The sequence below is a fragment of the Actinoplanes sp. ATCC 53533 genome, assembly GCF_003947245.1.
In genome coordinates this window covers 24571-46461 of sequence record NZ_QHHV01000110.1, presented here as the reverse complement: position 1 = coordinate 46461, position 21891 = coordinate 24571, and the positions used below count along the sequence as shown (strand labels likewise).

18 protein-coding genes are annotated in these 21891 nt (G+C 71.2%); 10 read left to right on the top strand and 8 right to left on the bottom strand.

Going from position 1 to position 21891, the window contains the following annotated elements; all coding sequences use genetic code 11:
* Entirely contained in the window at positions 1–786 is a 786-nt protein-coding gene (locus DMB66_RS64240) for a transposase (RefSeq protein WP_233625001.1), read from the top strand.
* A 109-nt stretch (positions 787–895) separates the two neighbouring features.
* Here the strand turns inward: DMB66_RS64240 and DMB66_RS32480 are convergent, their stop codons facing one another.
* Together DMB66_RS32480 and DMB66_RS32475 are read right to left on the bottom strand one after the other, a co-directional pair.
* Positions 896–2206, bottom strand: a complete 1311-nt coding sequence (locus tag DMB66_RS32480) for a serine hydrolase (protein ID WP_125807938.1) — start codon at positions 2204–2206, stop codon at positions 896–898.
* A 393-nt stretch (positions 2207–2599) separates the two neighbouring features.
* Positions 2600–3445 (bottom strand): hypothetical protein, encoded by an 846-nt coding sequence (locus DMB66_RS32475; protein ID WP_233625000.1) that lies wholly within the window; start codon positions 3443–3445, stop codon positions 2600–2602.
* 619 nt (positions 3446–4064) lie between these two features.
* Here DMB66_RS32475 and DMB66_RS32470 point away from each other — a divergent pair.
* The gene (locus DMB66_RS32470; protein ID WP_125807937.1) at positions 4065–6779 is read left to right on the top strand and encodes a DEAD/DEAH box helicase; all 2715 of its coding nucleotides are present in this window, start codon (positions 4065–4067) and stop codon (positions 6777–6779) included.
* Here the strand turns inward: DMB66_RS32470 and DMB66_RS32465 are convergent.
* Positions 6758–7501 (bottom strand): EAL domain-containing protein, encoded by a 744-nt coding sequence (locus DMB66_RS32465; RefSeq protein WP_125807936.1) that lies wholly within the window; start codon positions 7499–7501, stop codon positions 6758–6760. The genes DMB66_RS32470 and DMB66_RS32465 overlap by 22 nt on opposite strands.
* 157 nt (positions 7502–7658) lie before the next feature.
* On the opposite strand from DMB66_RS32465, the gene DMB66_RS32460 reads away from it, so the two are divergent.
* Genes DMB66_RS32460 through DMB66_RS32450 form a run of 3 tightly spaced genes read left to right on the top strand, consistent with a single transcriptional unit; the run spans position 7659 to position 10291 of the window.
* Positions 7659–8843 (top strand): YcaO-like family protein, encoded by a 1185-nt coding sequence (locus DMB66_RS32460; protein ID WP_125807935.1) that lies wholly within the window; start codon positions 7659–7661, stop codon positions 8841–8843.
* A gap of 17 nt (positions 8844–8860) precedes the next feature.
* Complete coding sequence (locus DMB66_RS32455; protein ID WP_125807934.1) at positions 8861–9040, top strand: hypothetical protein; 180 nt, start codon at positions 8861–8863, stop codon at positions 9038–9040.
* Positions 9041–9046: 6 nt separating this feature from the next.
* A complete protein-coding gene (locus DMB66_RS32450; RefSeq protein WP_158647448.1) occupies positions 9047–10291 on the top strand; it encodes an MFS transporter in 1245 nt (414 codons plus the stop codon).
* A gap of 142 nt (positions 10292–10433) precedes the next feature.
* Here the strand turns inward: DMB66_RS32450 and DMB66_RS32445 are convergent, their stop codons facing one another.
* Entirely contained in the window at positions 10434–11210 is a 777-nt protein-coding gene (locus DMB66_RS32445) for a TIM barrel protein (RefSeq protein WP_125807932.1), read from the bottom strand.
* The gene (locus tag DMB66_RS32440; RefSeq protein ID WP_125807931.1) at positions 11207–12211 is read right to left on the bottom strand and encodes a Gfo/Idh/MocA family oxidoreductase; all 1005 of its coding nucleotides are present in this window, start codon (positions 12209–12211) and stop codon (positions 11207–11209) included. Before DMB66_RS32440 ends, DMB66_RS32445 begins: the two co-directional genes overlap by 4 nt.
* Positions 12212–12304: 93 nt before the next feature.
* On the opposite strand from DMB66_RS32440, the gene DMB66_RS32435 reads away from it, so the two are divergent.
* Positions 12305–13306 (top strand): LacI family DNA-binding transcriptional regulator, encoded by a 1002-nt coding sequence (locus tag DMB66_RS32435; RefSeq protein WP_125807930.1) that lies wholly within the window; start codon positions 12305–12307, stop codon positions 13304–13306.
* A 138-nt stretch (positions 13307–13444) separates the two neighbouring features.
* Here DMB66_RS32435 and DMB66_RS32430 read toward each other — a convergent pair whose 3' ends face one another.
* Complete coding sequence (locus tag DMB66_RS32430; protein WP_125807929.1) at positions 13445–14326, bottom strand: alpha/beta fold hydrolase; 882 nt, start codon at positions 14324–14326, stop codon at positions 13445–13447.
* Between the two features lie 126 nt (positions 14327–14452).
* Here DMB66_RS32430 and DMB66_RS32425 point away from each other — a divergent pair, with 126 nt between their 5' ends.
* Positions 14453–14923, top strand: coding sequence for a helix-turn-helix domain-containing protein (locus DMB66_RS32425; RefSeq protein WP_125807928.1), 471 nt, complete (start codon positions 14453–14455; stop codon positions 14921–14923).
* A 297-nt stretch (positions 14924–15220) separates the two neighbouring features.
* Here the strand turns inward: DMB66_RS32425 and DMB66_RS32420 are convergent, their stop codons facing one another.
* A complete protein-coding gene (locus DMB66_RS32420; RefSeq protein ID WP_125807927.1) occupies positions 15221–16957 on the bottom strand; it encodes a family 16 glycoside hydrolase in 1737 nt (578 codons plus the stop codon).
* 132 nt (positions 16958–17089) lie between these two features.
* Complete coding sequence (locus tag DMB66_RS32415) at positions 17090–18142, bottom strand: LacI family DNA-binding transcriptional regulator (protein WP_233624999.1); 1053 nt, start codon at positions 18140–18142, stop codon at positions 17090–17092.
* 286 nt (positions 18143–18428) lie between these two features.
* On the opposite strand from DMB66_RS32415, the gene DMB66_RS32410 reads away from it, so the two are divergent.
* The 3 genes from DMB66_RS32410 to DMB66_RS32400 all read left to right on the top strand — a co-directional run bounded on the left by DMB66_RS32410 (position 18429) and on the right by DMB66_RS32400 (position 21800).
* Entirely contained in the window at positions 18429–19361 is a 933-nt protein-coding gene (locus DMB66_RS32410) for a carbohydrate ABC transporter permease (protein WP_233624998.1), read from the top strand.
* The gene (locus DMB66_RS32405; RefSeq protein ID WP_125807925.1) at positions 19358–20179 is read left to right on the top strand and encodes a carbohydrate ABC transporter permease; all 822 of its coding nucleotides are present in this window, start codon (positions 19358–19360) and stop codon (positions 20177–20179) included. The genes DMB66_RS32410 and DMB66_RS32405 overlap by 4 nt, the downstream gene beginning before the upstream one ends.
* A 70-nt stretch (positions 20180–20249) precedes the next feature.
* On the top strand, positions 20250–21800 hold the full coding sequence (locus tag DMB66_RS32400) for an ABC transporter substrate-binding protein (protein ID WP_233624997.1): 1551 nt from the start codon (positions 20250–20252) through the stop codon (positions 21798–21800).
* Positions 21801–21891 lie beyond the last annotated feature (91 nt).

Below are 21891 nucleotides of genomic sequence, written 5' to 3'. Positions count from 1 at the left end.
GTGGCGTTGCGGTTGCTGGTCGACCGTCGGGATGGTCTGGGCCGTGCTCACACCGATCTGCTCAACCGGATCCACAAGCTGCTGCTCGAGTTGCTGCCCGGGGGTGCGAAGAAGTACCTGTCGGCCGCGCAGGCCCGCGAGCTGCTCAATACCGTCCGTCCTCGTGACCTGGTCGGCCGGACTCGCCGCCGGCTCGCCTCCGAGCTGATCACCGAACTCGTCCAGGTCGACAAGAAGACCAAAGCCGCCGACAAGCAGCTGCGCGAACTCGTCGAGGCGACCGGTAGCAGCCTGCAGGACCTGCACGGGATCGGCCCGTCCGGAGCTGCGCGGCTGATCGGTGACGTCGCGGACATCAGCCGCTTCGCCAGCCGCGGGCACTTCGCGTCCTGGAACGGCACCGCACCGTTGGACGTCTCCTCCGGCGACCAGAACCGGCATCGGCTGTCGCGGGCCGGGAACCGGCGCGTCAACCGCACCTTGCACATCATGGCCGTCGTCCAGCTCCGTAACGACACCGAAGGTCGTGCCTACTACCAGCGCAAACTCGCCGCCGGCAAAAACCCCGATGGAGGCCATGCGCGCGCTCAACGCCGGCTGTCCGACGTCGTCTGCCGGCAGATGGTTAACGACGCCAAGAGGGCTGAGACGGGCCCGGGAGGACACGTGGGAGCGGCTCTGAAATCCAGCGCGGCCGACCTGATCCCCATGATCGACACTTCGGATAAGTCACTTCCCGGACCCGCCGAGCCTCAGCTTAGAACACCACTCCTCGCCGCCTCTTGACACAGAGGGGTGCCATGTCCGCGAGCCGAGTTGCCATGTCGGCCGTCACGCTTGGTAGCGAGCGGATCGCTGCGGATCTGGATATCGGGTGTGTGGTCTGCGTTGATGATCAGTCGATGCGGTAGGCGGCGGCGCCGTTGTGCAGGAAGCGGGCGCGGCCGTGCCCGTCGGAGCCGATCAGGGACAGGACCTCATGGCCGTCGGGCTTCGGCTTGGCGGTGATGACCGCGCTGTCGGTAAGGCGGACGACCTCGACGCGGTCCTCGGGGCCGCCGAGGAGGGACTCGGCGAGTTCGTTGCGGGGGTGGTAGGTGAGGAACGCGCGGCCGTGTTCACTGGTGAGGGTGATGTCGTACAGGGTGGAGCGGTAGGTACCGCACATGCGTTCCGCGTCGATCCCTGTGGGGTTCGAGGGGAGCACGGGTAGTGGTGCTGTCTCGACGCCGGCCAGGTCCCTGAGGGCCGCACCGAAGATCTCGTAGGCCAAGGGCTCGCCTCTCGTGCTGTTGGTCAGCACGGCTATCGCGACACCTGCGGATGGGACGACGCGGAGGAACGCCTTCTGTCCCTTGGCGACACCGGTGTGCCCGACGACGCCGTCCTGGTAGAGCATCCAGCCCAGTCCCCAGCCCATGACGCCGCCACCGAAGTCCGGGATGGATTTGACCTGGGGTTCGCGCAGGGCCGCCAGCGTGTGGTCGGTGAGGTGCAGGCGGACGAACTCCAGCAGGTCTCGTGCGCTGATGGCGAAATGTGAGCCGCTGGGCGCTGAGTAGTAGGAGACCGCCCATTTCTTCGTGGGGACGATCGCTTCGCCGGTCCGGATGTGGCCGACCGCGGCACGGTGCAGAATCGCCTCGTAGGTGTCGGTGGCGGCGGTTTGCAGGCCCAGGGGTGTGATCAGCCGTTCGCGGAGCACGTCGCGGAAGGGCTTGTCGCGCAGCACCTCCACGAGCCTGCCGAGCACCACGTACCCGCTGTTGGAGTAGGAGAAGACCGTGCCGGGCGGGAGGAGGTGGTCCGCCTCTGCGAGGGTGGCGACGAACCTCTCGATGGCGTCATCGTTGCGGCCGGTGTCGGTGAAGTGGTTGCCGTCGACACCGCCGGTGTGGGTGAGCAGGTGGCGGGCGGTCAGGGAGTCGGTGGCGGCCGGGTCGCTCAGCCGGAAGCCGGGCAGGTGCTCGCGAACGGGCCGGTCGAGATCCAGCACGCCCTCGTCGACCAGTTGCTGGATCAGCGTGGCTGTCCAGATCTTGGTGATCGAGCCGATCTTGAACACCGAATCGGTCGTGGCCTCGACCCGGGTGCGCAGGCTCAGCACGCCCGCGGCCTGGTCCCGGATCTCCCCGTCGGCCAGCACGGCGACCTGTGCACCTGGTACGTCGTACTTCGTGAGAAGCTCGTCCAGATTCCACCCCATCCCCGACAGGCTAGATGCAAGCTGGGGCCTGATTCGGGGCAGGCTCCCGCCGTGCCGTGCCGTGCCGTGCCGTGCCGTGCCGTGCCGCCGTCGTGTAGGCACTCAGCCTGGCCGTGTGCATCGGAGTGGACCATCCAGGAGACAACGCCGGCCGATCCGACCGACCAGTTTGCGGTTCCGCGCATTCCGGAAGCGGCAGCAGCAACGACAGGGCCGACGTCGTCTGGTTCGGCGGGTGGCAACGAACCGCCGGCGTCCGAACATCGGCGCGACCCGAGCCGAGCTGCCGAACCGGTCACTACGTTGCGTAGCGAGCGGTTCGCGGCAGATCAAGACGTCGGTCAGTCCGGCAGCGAGCAATTCTTTGGCAGAGTGCCTCGTTGCCACGCCTTGTCAGCGGAACTGTTCCTGCCGCCATGACCGTCGGGCGATCGGCGGTGGCCCGGGGAGTGTCGGCTTGATGGCGTGCCAGCTCGCCCGCCATTTACCCGGCCCCCGCCCGAGCGCTTTGCATACCTCGTCGGCCAACTCTTCCGGGCTGCGGTCCCGCCATGGGGTATCGACGAATATCTGGTAGTCGTCGTCCAGCTGAAGGGCTACCCGGAACACGCTCGGATCACGATAGTCGTTGGCGACCCAGGTGACAGCAAGGCCATGCGACAGCAGAGTGTCCCGGTCCAGGTGCGTCAGAACGAGCCGCCCGGCGGTCCGCTCAGCTGTCTCCCACGAATGATCGCCGACCACCCGCTCGACCTCCGCGGTATACCGGTCAGCGGCGAAGGACACACCCCGCGCCACGGGGACCTCGATCAACCAGTCCCAGTGCACCAGATCCCCGTCACCAGTGATGGTCACGTCGGTCGATCCGCAGCCGTACACGCCGCAACTACACCGGGCAATCGGCACGGTACGCGGCTGGGGCGTAGCCAGAAGCCGATTCGTCGGAATGACCAGGTCGTACGGGTCCATCCCGAGACCAGCGCCTGCGGAGGTCATCTCCACACCGTTGACGTAGACCTCTACCTGGAATCCGCCTCCGGCATCGCCGGGTGCCGGGACTACCGCCAGCCGCAGCGAGTCGATCTCGACCCGGCGGGCGACTCCGCCGCCCGCCGCCACGGTGTAGCCGGTCGGCACCGTACCCGGACGGGGAACTCTTAGCTCGTCCAGCGTCTTGTCGACAAGCTCACGGACATCGCACAACCGGCCCCGCGGTGAGGCACCCGCCAGTTCCCGCAACGTCGGCGAGTCCAGGCCATCGACGAGCGCCTGACAAGCGGCGTCAGGTCCGACATACCGCCACCCGTGTCCGGATTCCAACCGGCCACCGCGTCATACAAGCGCTGCTCAGCGGGCACGTTGCGATCGTGGGTCACGGCAATATACTGCGCGCCGTCACCGCCAGCCGACACCGAATATTCCGCCCGCCGGCAGCAACGCCACACGATCACATCCTTCGTCGAGGCGGACCGCCGCCGCGAGAGCTACCCCACGATAGCGAACGGGGTGTAGAGCCTGCCCGTCCTGCCGACAGGAGCACGCCGGGACGTAGGTAGGCACCGCTCGACGAGCGGCGCCGGCGCGAGCCACCCGCGCCTTCCACGCGGCAGCTGAGGTCGTCGGCGAACGGGATGAGCACAGGTGCTGATCAGTGCGACCAAACGCGGTTCTGGAGCCGATGCTCGGCGAGGTCGAGACGGGCTCACGTGCGGTGCACACATACCGAGGCACCCACGTCGCTGCCCCCGCGGCCGGCCGGGCAGGATGGGTGCGTGTCGTTATCCGCCAGCGTTCGCCCCGCGCCGCGAAGTCCGGCGGTCGAGCGGGTCGTGCGCACCGCTGGCGGCGGGCCGCGGGGATGACCGGACTACCCGGGGAGCGCCGGGGCGCGGGCCGGCGCCTGCGGCGCCTGAAGATCAGTGACCCGGACCTCGTGCCCGAGCCCGAGGCCGGTGTCGATCTGCGCGTTCTCCTGCCGGCGGAGGCTGCCTTCGACGCCGTCGCCGAGAAGATCCAGGGCGACGGTGCCGAGGTGCGGCGGGTGCGCTTTCTGGTCGAGGACGAGACGATTGTCGGGCCGCGCCGGCTTCAGGGTCGCGGGCGGTGGCAGGGCGAGATCCAGAACTGCCGGCTGGTGCGCCCGTTCGCCCGTGCTCCTCATCGGGTGGACGGTGCCGACGCCGTCGCGGCCGCGGATGCCTTTGATGTCTTGTGGGACGCGCATGCTCCCGTTCCGCCGGACGCCGCGGCCGTGGCGGTCGAGCAGCTGGTGCCGAGCGGGTGGGGTGACTATTTTCCGCATCCGCAGTTCAATCCGGCGCAGGCCGAGGCCGTGCCGGTGCTGCTGGAGAACGACGACAACGTCGTCGTGGTCGCGCCCACCGGCGCGGGCAAGACCGTGATGGGTATGGCTGTCAGCCTGCGGACCATCCTGCAGCAGGGCCGCAAAGCCGCCTGGCTGGTCCCGCAGCGGTCGCTGACGGACGAGCTCAACCGCGACCTTGAGTTGTGGCGCCGCCAGGGACTGCGGGTGGAACGGCTCTCCGGCGAGCACACCGTCGACGAGGAGCGTATCGCCCGCGCCGACCTGTGGGTCGCCACCACGGAGAAGTTCGAGGCCATCTGCCGGATGACCTCGCTGCGGGATGCGCTCGCCGACGTCGGGTCCATCGTGGTCGACGAGATCCACCTGCTCGGCGACGCCGGGCGGGGCGCCGTCCTCGAGGCGCTGCTCGCCCGGATGCGCGACGGCGGGGCTCCGATGCGACTCGTCGGGCTGTCCGCGACGGTGTCGAATGCCGAGCAGATCGCCGAGTGGCTCCGGGCCCGGCTGGTGCGGATCTCCTGGCGTCCGACGCGGTTGACCTGGCAGGTGCCCCAGATCGCCGCCCACAGCGACTGGAACGTCACGGAGGCGACGAGGACCCGGCTGGCGGCGGCCATCACCGGCCGGGTCACCGCCGACGGGGGCAGCGTGCTGGTGTTCTGCGGCAGCAAACGCCATGTCCGGCGCACCGCGCTGGTCATCGCGGCCTTCCGCGGGGCCGCGGTGCACGACGTCCACGCCGACGACACCGATCGGGTGCACCAGGTCTGCCGGGCCGCCGGCGTGGGACTGCACTACACCGGCTGGGAGCATCGCCACCAGGCGGAACAGGAGTTCCGGGAGCGCCGGCTCGATGTGCTCGTCGCGACCTCCACGCTGGCCGCCGGGGTCAACCTGCCGGCTCGCGCGGTGGTGATCCGCGATACCCAGGTCGGCCTCGACTCGATCGACATCGGGACCGTGCAGCAGATGTTCGGCCGGGCCGGCCGGTTCGGCGCCGGGGAGCGGGAGGGCTCCGCGTTCCTCATCGCCGACGTCCAGGAGCGCTCAGCCTGGCTGGCCGGACTGGTGCGGGGCAACCGGGTCCAGTCGCAGATCGAGGCCAGTCTGCCCGACCACCTGCTCGGCGAGGTGGTGCAAGGCAAGGTCAGTTCGCTGACCGAGGCGGAGCAGTGGTGGGTGCAGACCCTCGCCCACCATCAGGGCAGCCGCAGCCGCGAACCCGTCCACCGGGCGATCGACTTCCTGGGCAAGGCCGGTCTGCTGGCCGTGGCACCGGACTCCGCGACATTGCAGGCGACGCCCCTGGGACTCTTCACCGCCCGGCTGATGGTCTCGACCACCGTCACTCATGCCCTGCGCCGGTCGCTGTCCGAGGCCGACCAGATCCCGGCCACCGCGGATCAGGCCGAGTGGCTCGTCATCGATCGGCTCTGCGCCCTGGTGCCGAAGCTCGCCCAGGCGTCGGTCGGCGAGGGCGCGCGGGCCGAGGTGGCCCGCTTTCTGTCGACCTCGGGCGCCGACGCCGGCGGTGAGGCCGTGTTGCGCCCGGGGGACGTGGCCCGTGCGGCCCTGCTGGCCGTGGCCCGGGCCCCGGAGCTGTTCTCCACCGGGGTCCGCGACGTCGAGGGTATGCCCTACTCGGCGATGTATTCGGTCCTGGAAGAGGCACCACGTTATCTGCACTGGCTCGGCGGCCAGGGTCTGTTCGGCACGCTGCACCCGTGGGCCGCGATCGTCGCCGCCGACCTCGGCCGCCGTATCCACTGGCGTAACCTGCAGCCCCGCCGCGGCGCGGGACGGCTGTTGTGGATCTGCGAGCAGCTCGCCACACCCGCGCACGCGGAGGCGGTCGTGCCGAAGCTGTTCACCGCCGCGACCGCCCGCGGCATCGTCGATCCGGACTGGCCGGGCAGCCGGGCACCGGCCGGTGCCCGCCTCGACGAGCCGGGCCACCGGGCGCTGCTCCGCGAGCGCGGGGGAGCATGCTCGATCACCGTGACCGGCGACGAAGTGCGGGCGACCGGCCCCGCGGGATCGGTGCTCGCCACCTGGACGGGGACACAGCACGCGCGTACGCCGATCCGGACGGGTGCCGCCCGGGCGGCACGGCCCGCGGCGCCGGGCGGCGCCGCGGTCTTCACCTGGCGCGGCGATCACCTCGCGACGGGCTGGCTTTCGGTGTACGCCCGTCACGGATACCCGGACGCGCAGCGCGGGACCGGTCAGAGCAGTGGCTCGATGTGACGACTCGGCAGCGGTCCCGGCCGGGCCATGTAGTACCCCTGGCCCAGTTCCACCCCGAGCGAGCGCAGTTTCTCGTGTTCGGCGTGGGTCTCGATGCCCTCGGCGATCAGCTGGGTGCCCATGTCCCGGGCGAAGCCGGCCAGCGCGCGAGCCAGGGCCGCGCGGATCGGGTCGGTGTCGATGTCCCGGACCAGCGCGATGTCGAGCTTGATGATGTCCGGCCGCAGCTGCAGGATGTGGCTCAGGCTGGCGAAGCCGGCGCCGGCGTCGTCGACCGCGATCATGATGCCCGCGGCACGCAACCGGTCGGTCGTCTCGGTGAGGACCGCGTAGTCGTCGACCTGGGTGTGCTCGGTGAGCTCCACGGTGATGCCGCGGTGCGCGTGCGCCATCAGCAGGGCGACGACGGCCGGTGTCAGCACGGCCTCCACGGACAGGTTCACGCTGAGCCAGGCCCCGGCCGGCAGGTCGTCGAGCCGTTCGAACGCCCGCTGGATCGCCAACAGTTCCAGCTGAACGCCGAGACCGGCCGCGTTCGCGGCGGCGAACGCCTGGACCGGGCTGGCGAAGTGGTCGCGGTCGAAGCGCGCCAGCGCCTCGTAGCCTCGCACCAGACCGTCCCGCAACCGCACGACCGGTTGGAAGGCCACCTGAACGGCGCGACCGTCCAGCACCTGCTGGAGCACCTGCACGTCGGGCGAACTGAGCTGCGCGATGGTCATGCCGGCTCTGTCGGTCGCGAACCTCAACGCGACCTCCAGTCGCCGTCAAGACCATGACAAGGCTTGAGCCGCGAGGGTGTTCGTCGAGGTCCGCACGGGGATCTTGACACATTGAGCGGTTGCTGGGACATTCCACCCCGGATGGGGGGAGTCCCGCTTGTTGTTCCGTTCCGTGCACGCCGAGCAGGCCGTCGCCACGGTCCTCGCCGAGATCGACCGCCTCGGCCTGCGGGTGGACGCCGAGCTGGTCGGGCCGACGATGCGGGTGCGGCTGCTGCGGGACGGGACCCCGGTGGCCCTCGGCTATGGCAAGGGGCGGGGCGCGCAGGGCACGGTGAGCGCGCACGCGGAAGCCCTCGAGCGCTACCTCATGTCCGCCCGCGACAACCGCCGATTCAGCTCGCACAACACCGTACTGTTGGCCGCCTCGACCGTCGCCGCCCAGCCGGCGCTCGCCGCCGACCTGGTCATTCAGCGCTGGGCGGCCGAGTTTCCGGCCGCTCCGGCGGCCTGCGCCGCATACCACGGCCCGGCCGGCACCGTCCGTTACCCGACCTTCCTCGCCGATCCCCGCTACCACCGAGCGCCCGTCCCCGGCGACTCGGTCGAGCCCTACCGCAGCCTGCTGCGCTATTCCTCCAGCCTGGGTACCGCCGCCGGGCTGACCGTGACCGAGGCCGTCTACCACGGCCTCTGCGAGCTGGTCGAGCACGACGCCCTCTCGCAGGCGCTGTTGCGCTGGTTCGTCGCGGGCCGGCCGGAGGTCGACGTCGTGGAGCCGGCGGCGCTGCCGCCCCCGCTGCGCTCGCTGCACGACGAGGCCACCGCGGCGGCCGGCGCGAGCGTGCACCTCCTCGACCTGACCACCGACCTCGGCGTCCCCGTCTACCTCGCGGTCAGCGGCCCCGACCTGCTGGGCGCCGGCGCCTCGACCTGGGGTTCCTACGCGGCCGAGCGGGCCCTGAGCGAGCTGATCCAGACCGCCACCCTGGCCGGCGAGACCACCGGCACCCCGCCCGCCGATCGCCTCGCCGCCTGGCCCGCACTGCGACGCTGCGTCCGGATGCCGGTCGACGAGCTGGGCCCGAAGCGGAGCGTGGCCCTGCGCGGCGACACCGGCGACGGCACGGCGGCGGACGGGCTGGCCCGGGCCGGCCGGATGCTCGGCGACCGCGGCGTGCGCTACCACGTGTGCGAGCTGGCCCCGGCGGATTCACTGATCGCGGTCGCGACCACCATCGCCCCCGGGCTGGAGCGTTTCAGCCTGGTGCGGCACGGCGTACCGGTCATCCCGACCGGACGCGGGCACCACCTGTGGCCGGCACCGCAGCCGGCCACCTGACAGAAGGAGCGCCCACGATGCCCCTGACCACCGACGACGAGCCCCGCGACCCGCGGATCTGCTTCCACCCGGGCGACGCCTGGCTGGCCGGCGACGCGCCCGACGACCCGCGCGTCTGTTTCCACCCCGGCGACGCCTGGCGCGGGTCGCTCACGGAGACCGACGAGCGGGCGCTGGCCGTACTCGCCAAGATCTGAATCTCCTTGCCCGAGGTCACCGAGGCAGCCGGCGCCGAGCGGCGCCGGCTCTTCGACCGCGACTTCTCCCTCTGGTACGCGGCCAGGGCCGTCTCCGTCTTCGGCACCGCCGCGAGCGCCGTGGCGCTGCCCCTGCTGGCCTACCGCACCAGCGGATCGGCCGCCCTGACCGCCGCGGTCGTCGGCCTGGAGGCGCTGCCCTACCTGCTGTTCGGCCTGCTCACCGGCGCGGCGGCCGACCGGCTGCGGCGCCGGGTCATGATGGTCACCGCCGACCTGTGCTGCGCCGCCGCGCTCGCCACCGTTCCCGTCGCCGCGGCCCTCGGGGTGCTGAGCGTGTGGCACGTGCTCGCGGTCGCCTTCGCCGTCGGCTGCGGATTCTGCTGGTTCGACGCCGCGGCCTGGGGATCGTTCGTGGCCCTGGTCGGCAAGGCGCGGCTGACCCGGGCCAACAGCCTGATCTGGTCCACCGAGATCGTCGTGGAGATCGTCGCCCCGGCCGCCGCGGGCCTGCTCGCCACGCTCGCGAACCCGAGCGTGGTGCTGGCCGCCGACGCCGGGACCTACCTCGTCTCCGCCGCCCTGCTCACCGTGATCAGAACCCCGCTGGACGCGAGCGAGCGGAGTCCCCGGCGCAGGCTGCGCACCGAGATCGGCGAGGGCCTGCGCTGCCTGTGGCGGATGCCCGCGGTACGGACGCTCACGCTGGCGGGTTTCGCCTTCAACGCCGCGGCCGGCGGGGTGATCGGCCTGCTGGTCGTGCACGCGCACACGGCCCTGGGGCTGGGCACCACCGACGGGCGCCTCGGCCTGCTCTACGCGGCCGGTGCCGTCGGTTCGCTGGCCGCCGCGGCGGCCCTGCCCTGGCTGTCGCGCCGGGCCGGCCAGGGCGCGGTGTCGATCGCCGGCTTCGCCGTGTTCGTGGCGTCCATCGTGGCGCTGGCCGGGGCGTCGGGTTTCGGGGCGGCGCTCGCGCTGTGGGCGCTGTGGGCGACGGCCCGGCTGGCCGTGAACGCCAACAGCGTCACCGTGCGGCAACTGCTCACGCCGGACGAACTGCAGGGCCGGGTCAACACCACCGGGCGGATGATCTCCTGGGGCGGCACGCCGTTCGGCGCGCTGATCGGCGGCCTCACGGCGCAGGCGTACGGGGTCCGCGTCGCGTACCTGCTGCTCGCTGTGCCGGCGGCGCTGGCACTCGGCTGGCTGCTGGCGTCCCCGGTCCGCGGGCTGCGGTTGCCCGCGGAATAGCGCCCTGCTGCGCGAGGCGGCCCGCGATCGGGACGGCGAGGGCCAGGCCCTGTCCGGCAGCGTCCTCGCCGACGCCCGGCTCCTGCCCGGATCGAGGATCCGGCCGGACGTGGTGCCCCGCCTTGAGATCGTTCATGGTCTCCTACACCGTGAAGGCGGTGCGGAAGCGGGCGAGTGCCTGCTCGGGTTCGCCGGAGGCCCAGCCCTCCAGAGCGACCACGCCCTGGTAGCCGAGGCGGTCGAGCGCCGCGGCGATCGCCGGGTAGTGGATCTCGCCGGTGCCCGGCTCGCGGCGACCGGGGACGTCCGCGACCTGGATCTCGCCGATGAGGGGAAGCGCCTGTTCGATGAGCGCGATCAGGTTTCCCTCGCCGATCTGCGCGTGGTAGAGGTCGAGGTTCATCCGCAGGAACGGGCTGTCCACCGCTGCCACCAGCGCCATCGTGTCCGACGCGCGGGCGAACGGGGTGCCTGGGTGGTCGACGGCCGTGTTCAGGTTTTCCAGCGTGAAGACTCGTCCGGCCTGCTCGCCGAGCGTCGCGAGCCGGGCCAGGGTGCGTGCGGCGGTGACCCACATCCGCGCGGTCGCCGCGCCGGGGACGACCGGTAGGCCTCGGTCGTCGAGACCGGTGCCGTGCAGGTTGAGGCGGGGGCAGTCGAGGCGTTCGGCGACCTCGAGGGAGACTTCCGCGGTGCGCAGAAGTTCGGCGACGCCGGCCGGGTCGGACAGCGTTCCGGTGAGGTAGCCGGTCATGGATGAGAACGTCGCGCCGGTTTTCGCCAGGTCGTCGATGTCCTTGGTGGCCCAGTTCCAGATCTCTACCTCGAAGCCCAGGTCGGCGATGCGGCGTACGCGCTCGGCGAACGGTAGGTCGAGAAAGACCATCTCGGCGCAGACCGCCAGCCGGAACCGGCTCACTTGGCCACCTCCGCGGGGCGGCCCGTGCGCGCGGACTCGGCGGCGGCCAGGGCTATGGCCAGCGCCGCGCGGGCGTCCTCGCCGGTGACCAGGGCCGGGGTGCCCGCGCGGACCGCCTCGACGAAGGCCGCCAGTTCGGCCGCGTAGGCGTAGCCGAAGAGCTCTTGGTCGCCGCGGACGGTCTCGGCCGTACGGCCGGTCGCGCCGGAGAATGTCCACGTGCCGCGCCGTCCGTCGCCCAGGGTGACCATGCCGTGGGATCCGAAGACCTCGCCGCGTACGTCGTAGCCGTATGCGGTGGCGAAGCAGGCCTCGGCCGTCGCGACCACGCCGTTGTCGAAGCGCACCGTGACCACCGCGGTGTCCAGCAGGCCCCGGTCTCGCCAGGACGGCTCCACGAGGGCGTCCGCGACCGTGTGGACCTCGACCGCCGTCGCACCGGGGTTGAGGAATCGCAGCGTGTCGAAGTCGTGGATGAGCGTCTCCAGGAAGATCGTGTCCGGCAGCACCCGGGCCGGTTCGAAACCGGCGGGGTCGCGGGTCAGTGAGCGCATCAGCCGTAGCGCGCCGAGCCGTCCGCTGTCGATCAGTTCGCGGGCTGCCAGCCAGTCGGTCGCGAACCGCCGGTTGAAACCGACCTGTAGCGCGACGCCGGCGGAGCGGGCCGCGTCGATGGCACGGTCGGCGTCGGCGAGGGTCACTGCCATCGGCTTCTCGCAGAACACCCCCTTTCCCGCCGCGGCCGCGGTGACCACGAGGTCGGCGTGCCGGCGAGCCGGCGCCGCGATCACCACGGCGTCGACCTCCGGGTCGGCGAACGCCCCGCCGACGTCGGTGTATGCCCGGGCGGCGCCCAGCTCGCCGGCGAGCCGGGCGGCGGCGCCGGGCGCGGGATCGGCGACCGCGACGAGCCGCGCGCCGGGAAGCCGGCTCAAGGTCGCGCCGTGGAAGGCGCCCATCCGTCCGCACCCGATCAGGGTCACGCGCACCGCTTCGGTCATCTCCGCACCAATCTCTAGAACGTTCTAGGTGACTCTCCGGCACCGGGGACGGCCGCGTCAAGGATCCGGCCTAGAACGTTCTAGAATGCTGGGATGAGCAGAGCGGAACGACGACCGACGCTGGCCGACGTGGCGGCCGAGGCCGGGGTTTCGACGGCGCTGGTGTCGATCGTCATGCGCGGGACCCCCGGCGCGAGCGCCGAGACCCGCAGCCGGGTGCTCGCGGTGGCGCAGACCCTGGGCTATCACCCGGACAGCCGGGCCCGCCTGCTGCGCAGCGGCCGCAGCCGGCTGCTCGGCGTCGTCTTCGGGGTGCAACATGCCTTCCACGGCGACCTGGTCACCGGCCTCTACACCGCGGCCGAGCGCATCGGCTACGAGCTGACGCTGAGCGCCGTGACCCCGCAGCGCGACGAGAGCCGGGCGATCGCCGGGCTCCTGCAGGACCGGTGCGAGGCCCTCATCCTGCTCGGCCCGCAGTCACCCGAGCGCGAACTGGTCCTGCTCGCGGGCCGACTGCCCGTGGTCGTGCTGTCTCGCGGCGTCCGGGACAGCGCCGTCGACGTGGTCCGCAACGCGGAGGCCGAGGGCGTACACCAGGCGGTCGACCATCTCGTCGCGTTGGGCCATCACCGCATCGCGCACGTCGACGGCGGCAGGGCCGCGGGCGCTGCCGAACGCCGGCGCGGCTACCGCGAGGCGATGCGCCGGCACGGCCTCGCGGAAACGGCCCGGATCGTGCCGGGCGGGCTCACCGAGGAGGACGGCGCGGCCGCGGGACGGGCGCTGCGGACTGACCCGCCGAGCGCGGTGTGCGTCTTCAACGACCGGTGCGCGACCGGGCTCCTCGACGTCGTGCGCCGCGCCGGGCTCACCGTGCCCGGCGACCTCAGCGTCGTCGGATACGACGACAGTCGCCTGGCTCGGCTCGCCCACGTCGACCTGACGACCGTCGCCCAGGACGCGGCGGTGATGACCAGTCTCGCGGTAGCCCGCGCCGCCGACCGCATCGCCGGCACCCCGGCCCGCCCCCGAGAAGTGATCGTCCACCCCCGCCTGGTGGTCCGCGGCACCACCGGACCCGCGAAACGCTAGCTGTGGTCCGCCGTGTCGTGGGTGGGGGAGCCGGGTTCGGCGGACCAGACATCGAGCTGCCGGGTGGGTCGCCGGGCCGGCTGAAGCCGTGACCTGACCGCCGCGGTCTGTGCGGTGTCGGCCCCGGCGGTGCGGTGGTCAGGCGAGCGATTTCAGCAGGTCGGCCGGCACGTCTGGCCGTTCCAGGGCGATGAAGTGGCCGGCGTTCGGGACCTCGGTGAATTCGGCGGCGGGCAGTTGTTGCTTGTTGGCCCGCCGGTCGGAGGGCCGGGACCAGTCGTGCTGGCCGTAGACGAGGTGGACGGGTGCGGTGACCTGCCGGTAGCGGGCGCGGGCCGCAGCGAGACCGGGGAGGGCGCGATAGACGCCGCGGGCGACGGTCGGGTAGCCCGGGCGGCGGCCGACCTTGAGCAGCTCGTCCAGGTAGTCGTCGCGCAGGGCGGCCGGGTCGGCGAGGCCGCCGGTGAGGATGGCGCGCATGACGGGCTTGGGTTCCAGCCGGGCGAGCAGGGGGCCCACGCCGGGTGCGATGACGCCGGTGATGATCAGCCGGGCGAGGAGGCTGGAGCGGAGGATGCCGCCGCGGTAGTCGTAGGGGTTGACCGCGACGACGCGTCGGATCCGGTCGGGCAGGTCGGCCGCGGCGGTGAGCGCCAGGGTGGCCCCCATCGATTCGCCGAGGAGGGTGACGTCGCGCAGGTCGAGCTGGGTGAGCAGGCGTGTGACGCCCGCGCGCATGGCGGGTTCCTCGTAGGAGGCGCCGGGGACGATCTGGGAGTAGCCCATGCCGGGTAGGTCGAGGGCGTAGACGGTGTAGTGCTGGTGGACCAGTGGGATGAGGTGGCGGAAGTGTTCGGCCTGGGTGCGTACGGTGTGCAGCAGGACCAGGGGAGCCCCGCTGCCGCCGGTGAGGTAGCGCAGCCGGCCCTGTGCCTGGTCGCGTGACCCGGTCGGTTCGAGGAAGCGGCTGCGGGTTCCGGGGATGCTGATCCCGGATTCGGTGTCGGTGGTCGTCGACATGGTTGTCTCCCTCAGGGCGAAAGTCGTCGGTGCGCCGCGCCGCTAGTGTGTTGTCATTTCCAACCTACTGGAGCAACGATAGGTGAGTGGGTTGGAAATGACAACACACCGAGTTAGGCTGGGCGAATGACCCATCCCGAACAGCGGCCCGGCATCCGCATGGACGAGCTACCCCTGGGGGTCCGTCCCTGCTCGATCGCCGCCGCGCTGGACGTCCTGGGCGAGCGCTGGTCGCTACTGGCACTCCGCGAGATCGGCTACGGCGTGCACCGCTTCGCCCGCATCGCCGGCTACACCGGCGCGTCCCGCGACATCCTCGCCGACCGGCTCCGCAAACTGGAGACCGCCGGAGTCATCGAGCGCCGGCAATACAGCGAGCACCCGCCCCGCCACGAGTACCACCTCACCGCGGCCGGCCGGGAGCTGTTCCCGGTCATGCTCGCCCTCCGCCAATGGGGTGACAAATGGGCGGTGGACGCCCCGGCCATCACCCACCGGCACGCCTGCGGCCAACCGGTCCAGATCGACCTGACCTGCCACCACTGCGGCCGGCCGGTCACCCACGACACCATCCACGCCGAACTCGCTGACGCCTGACCCGGTAGCGCGTCCCACGAAGGACGACATCGTCGGCGGCCTCGACGATGTCGATCGCCTACGGGCGGCGGGGCCTTGCCGTGGGACGGATTCCGCGACGGTGAGTTCGGCGGAGAAATCCGCTCTCCTGCAGCGTCGGCCCTGCCCCTGTTGATGGTCGTCGATGCGGCCTGCCCAGCCGGCCTCGGACAGTCCACACCGTGTTCCCGGAACCAGGTCAAGACGCGGTGCACCGGTGGGCTGGCTGGACACAGCATCGTCTCGAGGCAGCCCCGAGGCAGCCGCCCTGGCCAAGCCTCAGGCTTCGGCGGTCACGGTGACGTTGTCGAACTCGGCGGTCGCCAGGTTGGTCTGCAGGCCGATCCGGCCGCTGCCGGCCAGCGTGCCGGTGCCGGAGCCGATCCTCCGGCCGTTGACGTAGCCGGTGACAGTGTTGCCGCTGACGTCGATCCGCAGGGCGTACCAGGTGCCGGTGGTCACGCTCTGGGAGGCGCTGGCGAGCGTGGTGACGCTGGTGCTACCGGCGTACGCCTGCAGCATCGCGCGGCCGTCGTTGGTCAGCGCCAGCCGGTAGTACGTGGTCACGTCGCCGGCCCGGGCGGTGATGCCGACCAGGCCGGGCGAGCCGAACGACAGCGGTTTCACCTGGGCCCGCAGCGAGTAGTCGGACCAGCCGGTGTCGCCGTCGAAGACGCGGGACAGGCCGGGGGTCGGGTTGGTCTGGCGCAGCACCCGGCTGCCGCCGTCGGAGACGACGCGCCAGGCGCCGCCGGACTGCGACCAGCCGGACGCCGACCCGGATTCGAAGTCGTCGCTGAACAGGGTCACCGGTTGCGCGACCGGTGGCGTTGTCGTCCTCGGTGGCGTCGTCGTGGCCGGGCCGGGTCCGGGCGCCGCGGGACCCGCGGAGGCGCCGGGCTGGGCAGCGGCCGGGCCCGACGCGGGATCGGCGGGCAGAACGGTGACGGGCAGGCCGGTGCCGGCCGCGGCGACGACCGTGGCCAGCCCGGTCGGGGCGGGCGCCCGCACGGAGCCGGTAGGGGACGGGTCGGCCAGGGGGCCGAGCGCCGGGTCGCCGGGGAGGTTGACGACGACCAGACCCGCGGCGAGCACGGCCAGCGCGGCCAAGCCGAGTTGCCAGGCGCGCCGGTTGGTCGCCTTCCGGCGGTGGGCCGGCGCTTCGGGCACTGTCGGCACGGCCGCGCTCGGCACCGGCGCCGGCAGCCTCCCGGTCACCTCGGCGGGCTCCATGACCGGGGTGAGCATCGTGGTCGCCTGGGCGGAGGCCGGCAAGGTGATCATGGCTGGCGGGCGCCGCGGCGGCAGGAGGGCGGGCGCGGCGGCCGACCGGGACCCGCCGGGCAGTCGCACCGGTCCGGCCGCCGCCAGCACCGGCGTGGCGGGCTGCAGGGTGTCGCCGTGGCGGGCACAGGTGGGGCAGCCCCGCACGTGCTGGCTCTGGTTGAGGAACTCACGCTGGTCGAGGCTCGCGGAGATGGCCAGCAGGACGGGGCAGGCCGGGGCTGCGGTGAGCGCCGCCAGCACGCTACGGGCTGCGTCGAGCCGGGCCAGCATGCGGCGGGCGTCGTGGGCCGCGTCGCCCACCCCGAGCACCCGGCCGGCCTCGGCCTCGGTGAGCACGCCGGCCGCGCACAGCCACCACAGCGCGAACGTGTCCCGGTCCTGCGGGGTGAGCCGGCGGGCCGCCTCGGCGATGCGCCGCGTCTCGCCCGTCAGGCCGAGCCCGTCGACCGGGGCGCCCACGAGGCCGGGCTGGCGCAGGTGGCGCACCTGCCAGCGGGCCTGCACCGCGATCCAGGCCCGGACTGCGGCCGGGTCATCGATCTGGTGGGCGTCCCGCCGGGCGCGCTGCATGACTTCCCGGGCGGCGCCGCCCGGATCGGGGTGCCCGGCCAGGCCGTAACCGACGAGGTGACCCACCACCGGCTCGCACCGCTCGACCAGCTCGGCGAGCGCCCGGCGGCTGCCGGACCTGGCCGGCTCGACCGGTCGCGCCTCGGGCCCGTCGGTCATCCCGTCCCCCTCCGATGTGCCCGTCCAAACAGGAGCCGGGGCGAGGGAAACTATCACGCCCGGGAGGGCGGATTCCGGGCATCCCGCCCGGTTGTGATGTCAGCCCCGCTTCGGATGAGCCGATCCGACGGATCAGATTCTGCCCCGGGTGGACGGGGCTGCGGTCGTGCGCCGGGCGACCAGAGTGGGGGAGAGCTTCAGCTGCGCGGTGGGCTTGGCGCGGTCGGCGATGCGGTCCAGCAGCAGCCGGGCGGCGTCGACGCCCATCTGGTGGCCGGCCTGGTCAACGGTGGTCAGCGAGATGGGCCCGAAGGCGGCGAAGGTGGTGTTGTCGTACCCGGCCAGGGAGATGTCTTCCGGCGCCGAAAGGCCGGCCTCGGTGAGGGCGTCGAACACTCCCATGGCGACGATGTCGGCACCGGCGAAGATGGCCGTGGGCTGGACCTCGCGGTCCAGCAGCCGCTGTGCGCCGAGGTAGCCGCCCTCCTGGGTGTAGCTGGTGGACACGACGTCGATCCCGTCGGCGAGGCCGTGGGCGTTCATGGCGCGGCGGTAGCCGTCGGCGCGCTGGGCGTTGGGCATCTCGGTGAGCCGTACCGGATCGGTCTCGAAGTGCTCGATGTGCGCGATGTGGCGGTGACCGAGCTCGGCCAGGTGGCCGACGACCAGGCCCGCTCCGGCGACGTCGTCGTCGGTGACGGTGTCGTAGTCGGCGGAGTGGCCGTGGCGGCCGACGACGACCGTCGACACCGTGCGGGCGACTGCCTGCAGGCGCCGGCGGGAGGAGACCGGCGCGATCAGGATGACGCCGTCCATGCTCCGGTCGATCATGGCGTCGGTCAACCGGGCCTCGCAGGCCTCGTCGTTGCGGCACTGGGCCATCAGCAGCTGGTACTCGCCGCCGTCGAGGTGCTCGGTCACGCCGTCGAGGACATCGGCGAAGAAGGGGTTGCGGATCTCGGGCAGCAGCACGCCGATGGTGTACGTCCGGCCGCGTAGGCCCCGGGCGGTAGCCGACGGGCGGTAGCCCAGCTGCTCGATCGCCGCGCGGACCTTCGTCTGCATCTCCGGGCTGGCGCCGTAGGCGTTGCGGAGCACCTTGGACACCGCCGTGATGGACACGCCGGCATGCCGAGCCACGTCGACGATGGTGATGCGTCGGACGGGGTTCGGCTGTCCCGGCACTCCGGCTCCTCCAGGCAACGTTACCCACGTTTGATCGTGGGCGTTGGACGGGGATCCTCCGCCCCGTTTCCCTCTCAGGTCAAGCATCGCCCAGGTAGCGCCGCTGATCCGCTCGGCGAGGCTCTTGACGCGCCCGGTACTGGCTCGTAGTGTCGGCGAAACATTTGGAGAACGTTACCCATAGCATTCCCCGGTCGTTGATCTTCATGGCGGCTCCACTACTGCCTCTTCGTGCACACCCGACCCGCGCAGGGTTTATGAAACGATTCAACGTAGGTGGGCTTCTGTGACAGTTGATCTCAAGACTCGACCGCCTGGCCGGGCCGCCGCCGCGCCGCGGGCCACCCGGCGGCGGGCCACCGCGCCGTGGTGGTTCGCCCTGCCGGCGATGCTCTTGTTCGCCTTCGTGGTGCTGATCCCCAGCGCCCGGGGTGTGTATTACGCCTTCACGGACTGGGACGGACTCGACCCGGATTTCGCGTTGATCGGTCTGCGCAACTTCACCGCGATGATCGATGACGCCGACGCTCTGCGGGCGGTGTGGCATACGGTGCTCATCGCGGTGGCCATCACGGTGATTCAGAACGGGATCGGTCTGCTGTTGGCGCTCGGTGTCAACAGCATGATCAAGACCCGCGATGTGTTGCGGGTGCTGTTGTTCGCCCCGGCTGTGGTGACGCCGATCGTGACGGCGTACCTGTGGCGCAATCTGCTGGGCCCGGACGGCGCGGTCAACAGTCTGCTGGGTGTGCTGGGGTTGACGTCCTGGCAGCAGGACTGGCTCGGCGACCCGGACCTGGCGCTGTGGATGATCGTGCTGGTCGTGGTGTGGCAGTTCGCCGGCTATTCGATGGTCATCTTCCTGGCCGGGCTGCAGTCCATCCCGAAGGAGATCTACGAGGCGGCCGCGATCGACGGCAGTGGGCCGGTGCGCCGGTTCTGGTCGATCGTGCGGCCGTTGCTGGCCCCGGCGATCACCATCAACCTGATGCTGTCGATCATCGGCGGGATCAAGTTGTTCGATCAGGTGTACGCGCTGACCGGCGGTGGGCCCGGGCACGCGACCGACACCATCTCGACCCTGATCTACAAGGACGCTTTCACGTTGGGCGAGTTCGGCTACAGCATCGCCCTGGCGGTCGTGCTGACGGTCATCGTGGCGGTCGTGTCCGCCGGGCAGTACACCGTCCTGAACCGCAATGAGCGGGCGGCGTCATGAACCGCTACACCCGGCGGACCCTGGCGCTGGAGACCGTCATGATCGCGGTTGGCGTGGTGTTCGCCTTCCCGGTGTATGTGCTGGTCAACCTCGCTGTCCGGCCGACCTCGGACACCTCGTCGCCGATCCGGCCGACCCGTGATCCGACGTTCGGCAACTTCACCGGGGCGTGGCGGGAGGCCGGCCTCGGCGGTGCGTTGATCAACAGTGTGCTGGTCACCGTGGTCAGTGTCGTGGTCGTGCTGGCCGTCTCGGCGTTGGCGGCCTATCCGCTCGCGCGCAGCACCGCCCGGTGGTCCCGGTGGACGTTCCTGCTGATCATGCTGGGTCTGATCCTGCCGTTCCAGCTCGCCTCGCTGCCGCTGTATCAGACGGTGCGGGATCTGGGGCTGCTCGGCTCGGTGTGGTCGCTGATCCTGTTCTACGCCGGTCTGCAGGTGCCCTTCACCACTTTTCTGTATGTCGGTTTCCTGCGGGCGTTGCCGCGTGACTTCGAGGACGCGGCGTCGATCGACGGTGCCGGCCCGCTGGCCACGTTCCGCTACGTCGTGTTCCCGATGCTCAAGCCGATCACGGTGACCGCCCTGGTGCTCAACGCGGTCGCGGTCTGGAACGACTTCTTCACCCCGTTGCTGTATCTCAGCGGCAGCGACCAGCAGACCGTGCCGGTGGCGGTCGCCGGCTTCGTCGGGCAGTTCGTCTCCGACTGGAACCTCATCTTCGCCGCCCTGCTGATCAGCATCATCCCGGTGCTGGCGGTCTACCTCGCGCTGCAACGCAGCATCATCAACGGCTTCGCCGGAGGGCTGAAAGGATGACACCGTACGGACTGACGACCGACCAGTGCGGCGATCCGCTCGGTCTCCACGACATTCGGCCCCGGCTCTCGTGGAAGCTCGGTGGCGGCACCGCACCGGCACCTCGTCCGGCGACTGGCTGCGGGTCGACGCCGATACCCCGCGCGACGTGCTCGCCACCGCCTCCTCCGCCCGCAGCACCCAGATCGTCGCGGACGCCTTCGTCGAGGCGTACGTCGACGAACAGCGTCCGGGAGAACGACGAACCAGTCCCCGCCGTGCCGACCGCCACCGGGCCGACCCTTCGGCTGACATCCGGCCGTTTCACCTTCACCGCCACCTCCTATTGATATCCGACGCGGGAGCCATCATGAAGACACGTAGATACGCCGCAGTCGTCTCCGCCCTGACGGCGGTGACGCTGGCCGCGGCCTGCAGCAGCGGCACCAACGCCACCTCCTCCTCCGGCGGCGGTGACAACAAGACCCTCACGCTCGCCTCGGTCGACCAGGGCTCCATCGAGGACGTGGTCAAGGCGTTCGAGGCCGCCAACCCTGGGGTGCAGGTCACCTTCACCACCAGCGGCGCCGACCAGTACCAGCAGCAGATCCGCACCCAGCTGTCCTCCGGCACCGCCCCGGACGTGATGACGGTCTGGCCCGGCAACGGCAACCCCGGCGCCACCTACGTCCTGGCCAAGCCCGGCTACCTGCTCGACCTGTCCGACCAGCCCTGGGCCGCGAAACTGCCGGACGCGTTCAAGACCGTCGCCCAGTACGAGGGCAAGACCTACAACGCGCTGTTCGGCCTCAACGGCATCGGCGCGGTCTACAACGACGCGGCCCTGACGAAGTCCGGCCTGACCGCACCTACCACGTGGACCCAGCTGCTGGCCTTCTGCCGCGACGCGGCCGGCAAGGGCACACCCGCCTTCGCCCTGGGCATCCAGGACAACTGGGTCACCCAGCTGGTGCTGTACGCGCTGGCCGCCACCACCGTCTTCGGCGCCGACAAGGACTTCAACGCCAAGTTGGTGGCCGGCCAGACCACGTTCGCCGGCTCGCAGTGGACCACCGCCATGGCCAAGTACCAGGAGATGGCCAAGGCCGGCTGCTTCCAGAAGAACCCGCTGGGCACCAGCTACGAGGCCAGCCAGACCCTGGCCGCCACCGGAAAGACGCTCGGCATCATCCAGGGCAACTGGATCGTCGGGCTGCTCAAGGGCAAGAACCCGCAGGGCGAGTTCACCATGAAGGCGCTGCCGGCCACCGACGACCCGGCCACGTTCCTCATGCCCGCGGCCGCCGGCGCCGGCTACGGCGTCAACGCCAAGGCCAAGAACAAGGACCTGGCGCTGAAGTTCATCACCTACATCATGTCGCCGGCCGGCATGAAGGTCTTCACCGAGAAGCAGGGCAGCCTGCCGACGCTGCCCGACGCCGGCACCACCGTGGATCCGGGCCTGGCCGAGCTGACCACCTTCGTCAAGGACAACCGCACCGTGCCGTTCATGGACCAGCTGTGGCCCAACGCCAAGGTTCAGCAGAGCATGCTCAGCGGCCTGCAGGAGGTCTTCAGCAACCAGGCCACCGGCGACGAGGTCCTCAAGGAGATGGACACCGAGTACAAGAAGGGCGAGTAAGCCACCGCGCACCGCCCTGCCCGGCCTCGGCGACACCCGGCCGTCGCGAAACCACCGACCCAGAACCTCGTCAACCACGGATAGACAAGGA

Coding starts and splice junctions, on each gene's coding strand:
- DMB66_RS32435 (WP_125807930.1), top strand. CDS start 12,305: ATGAGCAGAGCGGAACGACGACCGACGCTGGCCGACGTGGCGGCCGAG.
- DMB66_RS32470 (WP_125807937.1), top strand. CDS start 4,065: ATGACCGGACTACCCGGGGAGCGCCGGGGCGCGGGCCGGCGCCTGCGG.
- DMB66_RS32425 (WP_125807928.1), top strand. CDS start 14,453: ATGACCCATCCCGAACAGCGGCCCGGCATCCGCATGGACGAGCTACCC.
- DMB66_RS32455 (WP_125807934.1), top strand. CDS start 8,861: ATGCCCCTGACCACCGACGACGAGCCCCGCGACCCGCGGATCTGCTTC.
- DMB66_RS32405 (WP_125807925.1), top strand. CDS start 19,358: ATGAACCGCTACACCCGGCGGACCCTGGCGCTGGAGACCGTCATGATC.
- DMB66_RS32420 (WP_125807927.1), bottom strand. CDS start 16,957: ATGACCGACGGGCCCGAGGCGCGACCGGTCGAGCCGGCCAGGTCCGGC.
- DMB66_RS32480 (WP_125807938.1), bottom strand. CDS start 2,206: ATGGGGTGGAATCTGGACGAGCTTCTCACGAAGTACGACGTACCAGGT.
- DMB66_RS32430 (WP_125807929.1), bottom strand. CDS start 14,326: ATGTCGACGACCACCGACACCGAATCCGGGATCAGCATCCCCGGAACC.
- DMB66_RS32440 (WP_125807931.1), bottom strand. CDS start 12,211: ATGACCGAAGCGGTGCGCGTGACCCTGATCGGGTGCGGACGGATGGGC.
- DMB66_RS32465 (WP_125807936.1), bottom strand. CDS start 7,501: ATGACCATCGCGCAGCTCAGTTCGCCCGACGTGCAGGTGCTCCAGCAG.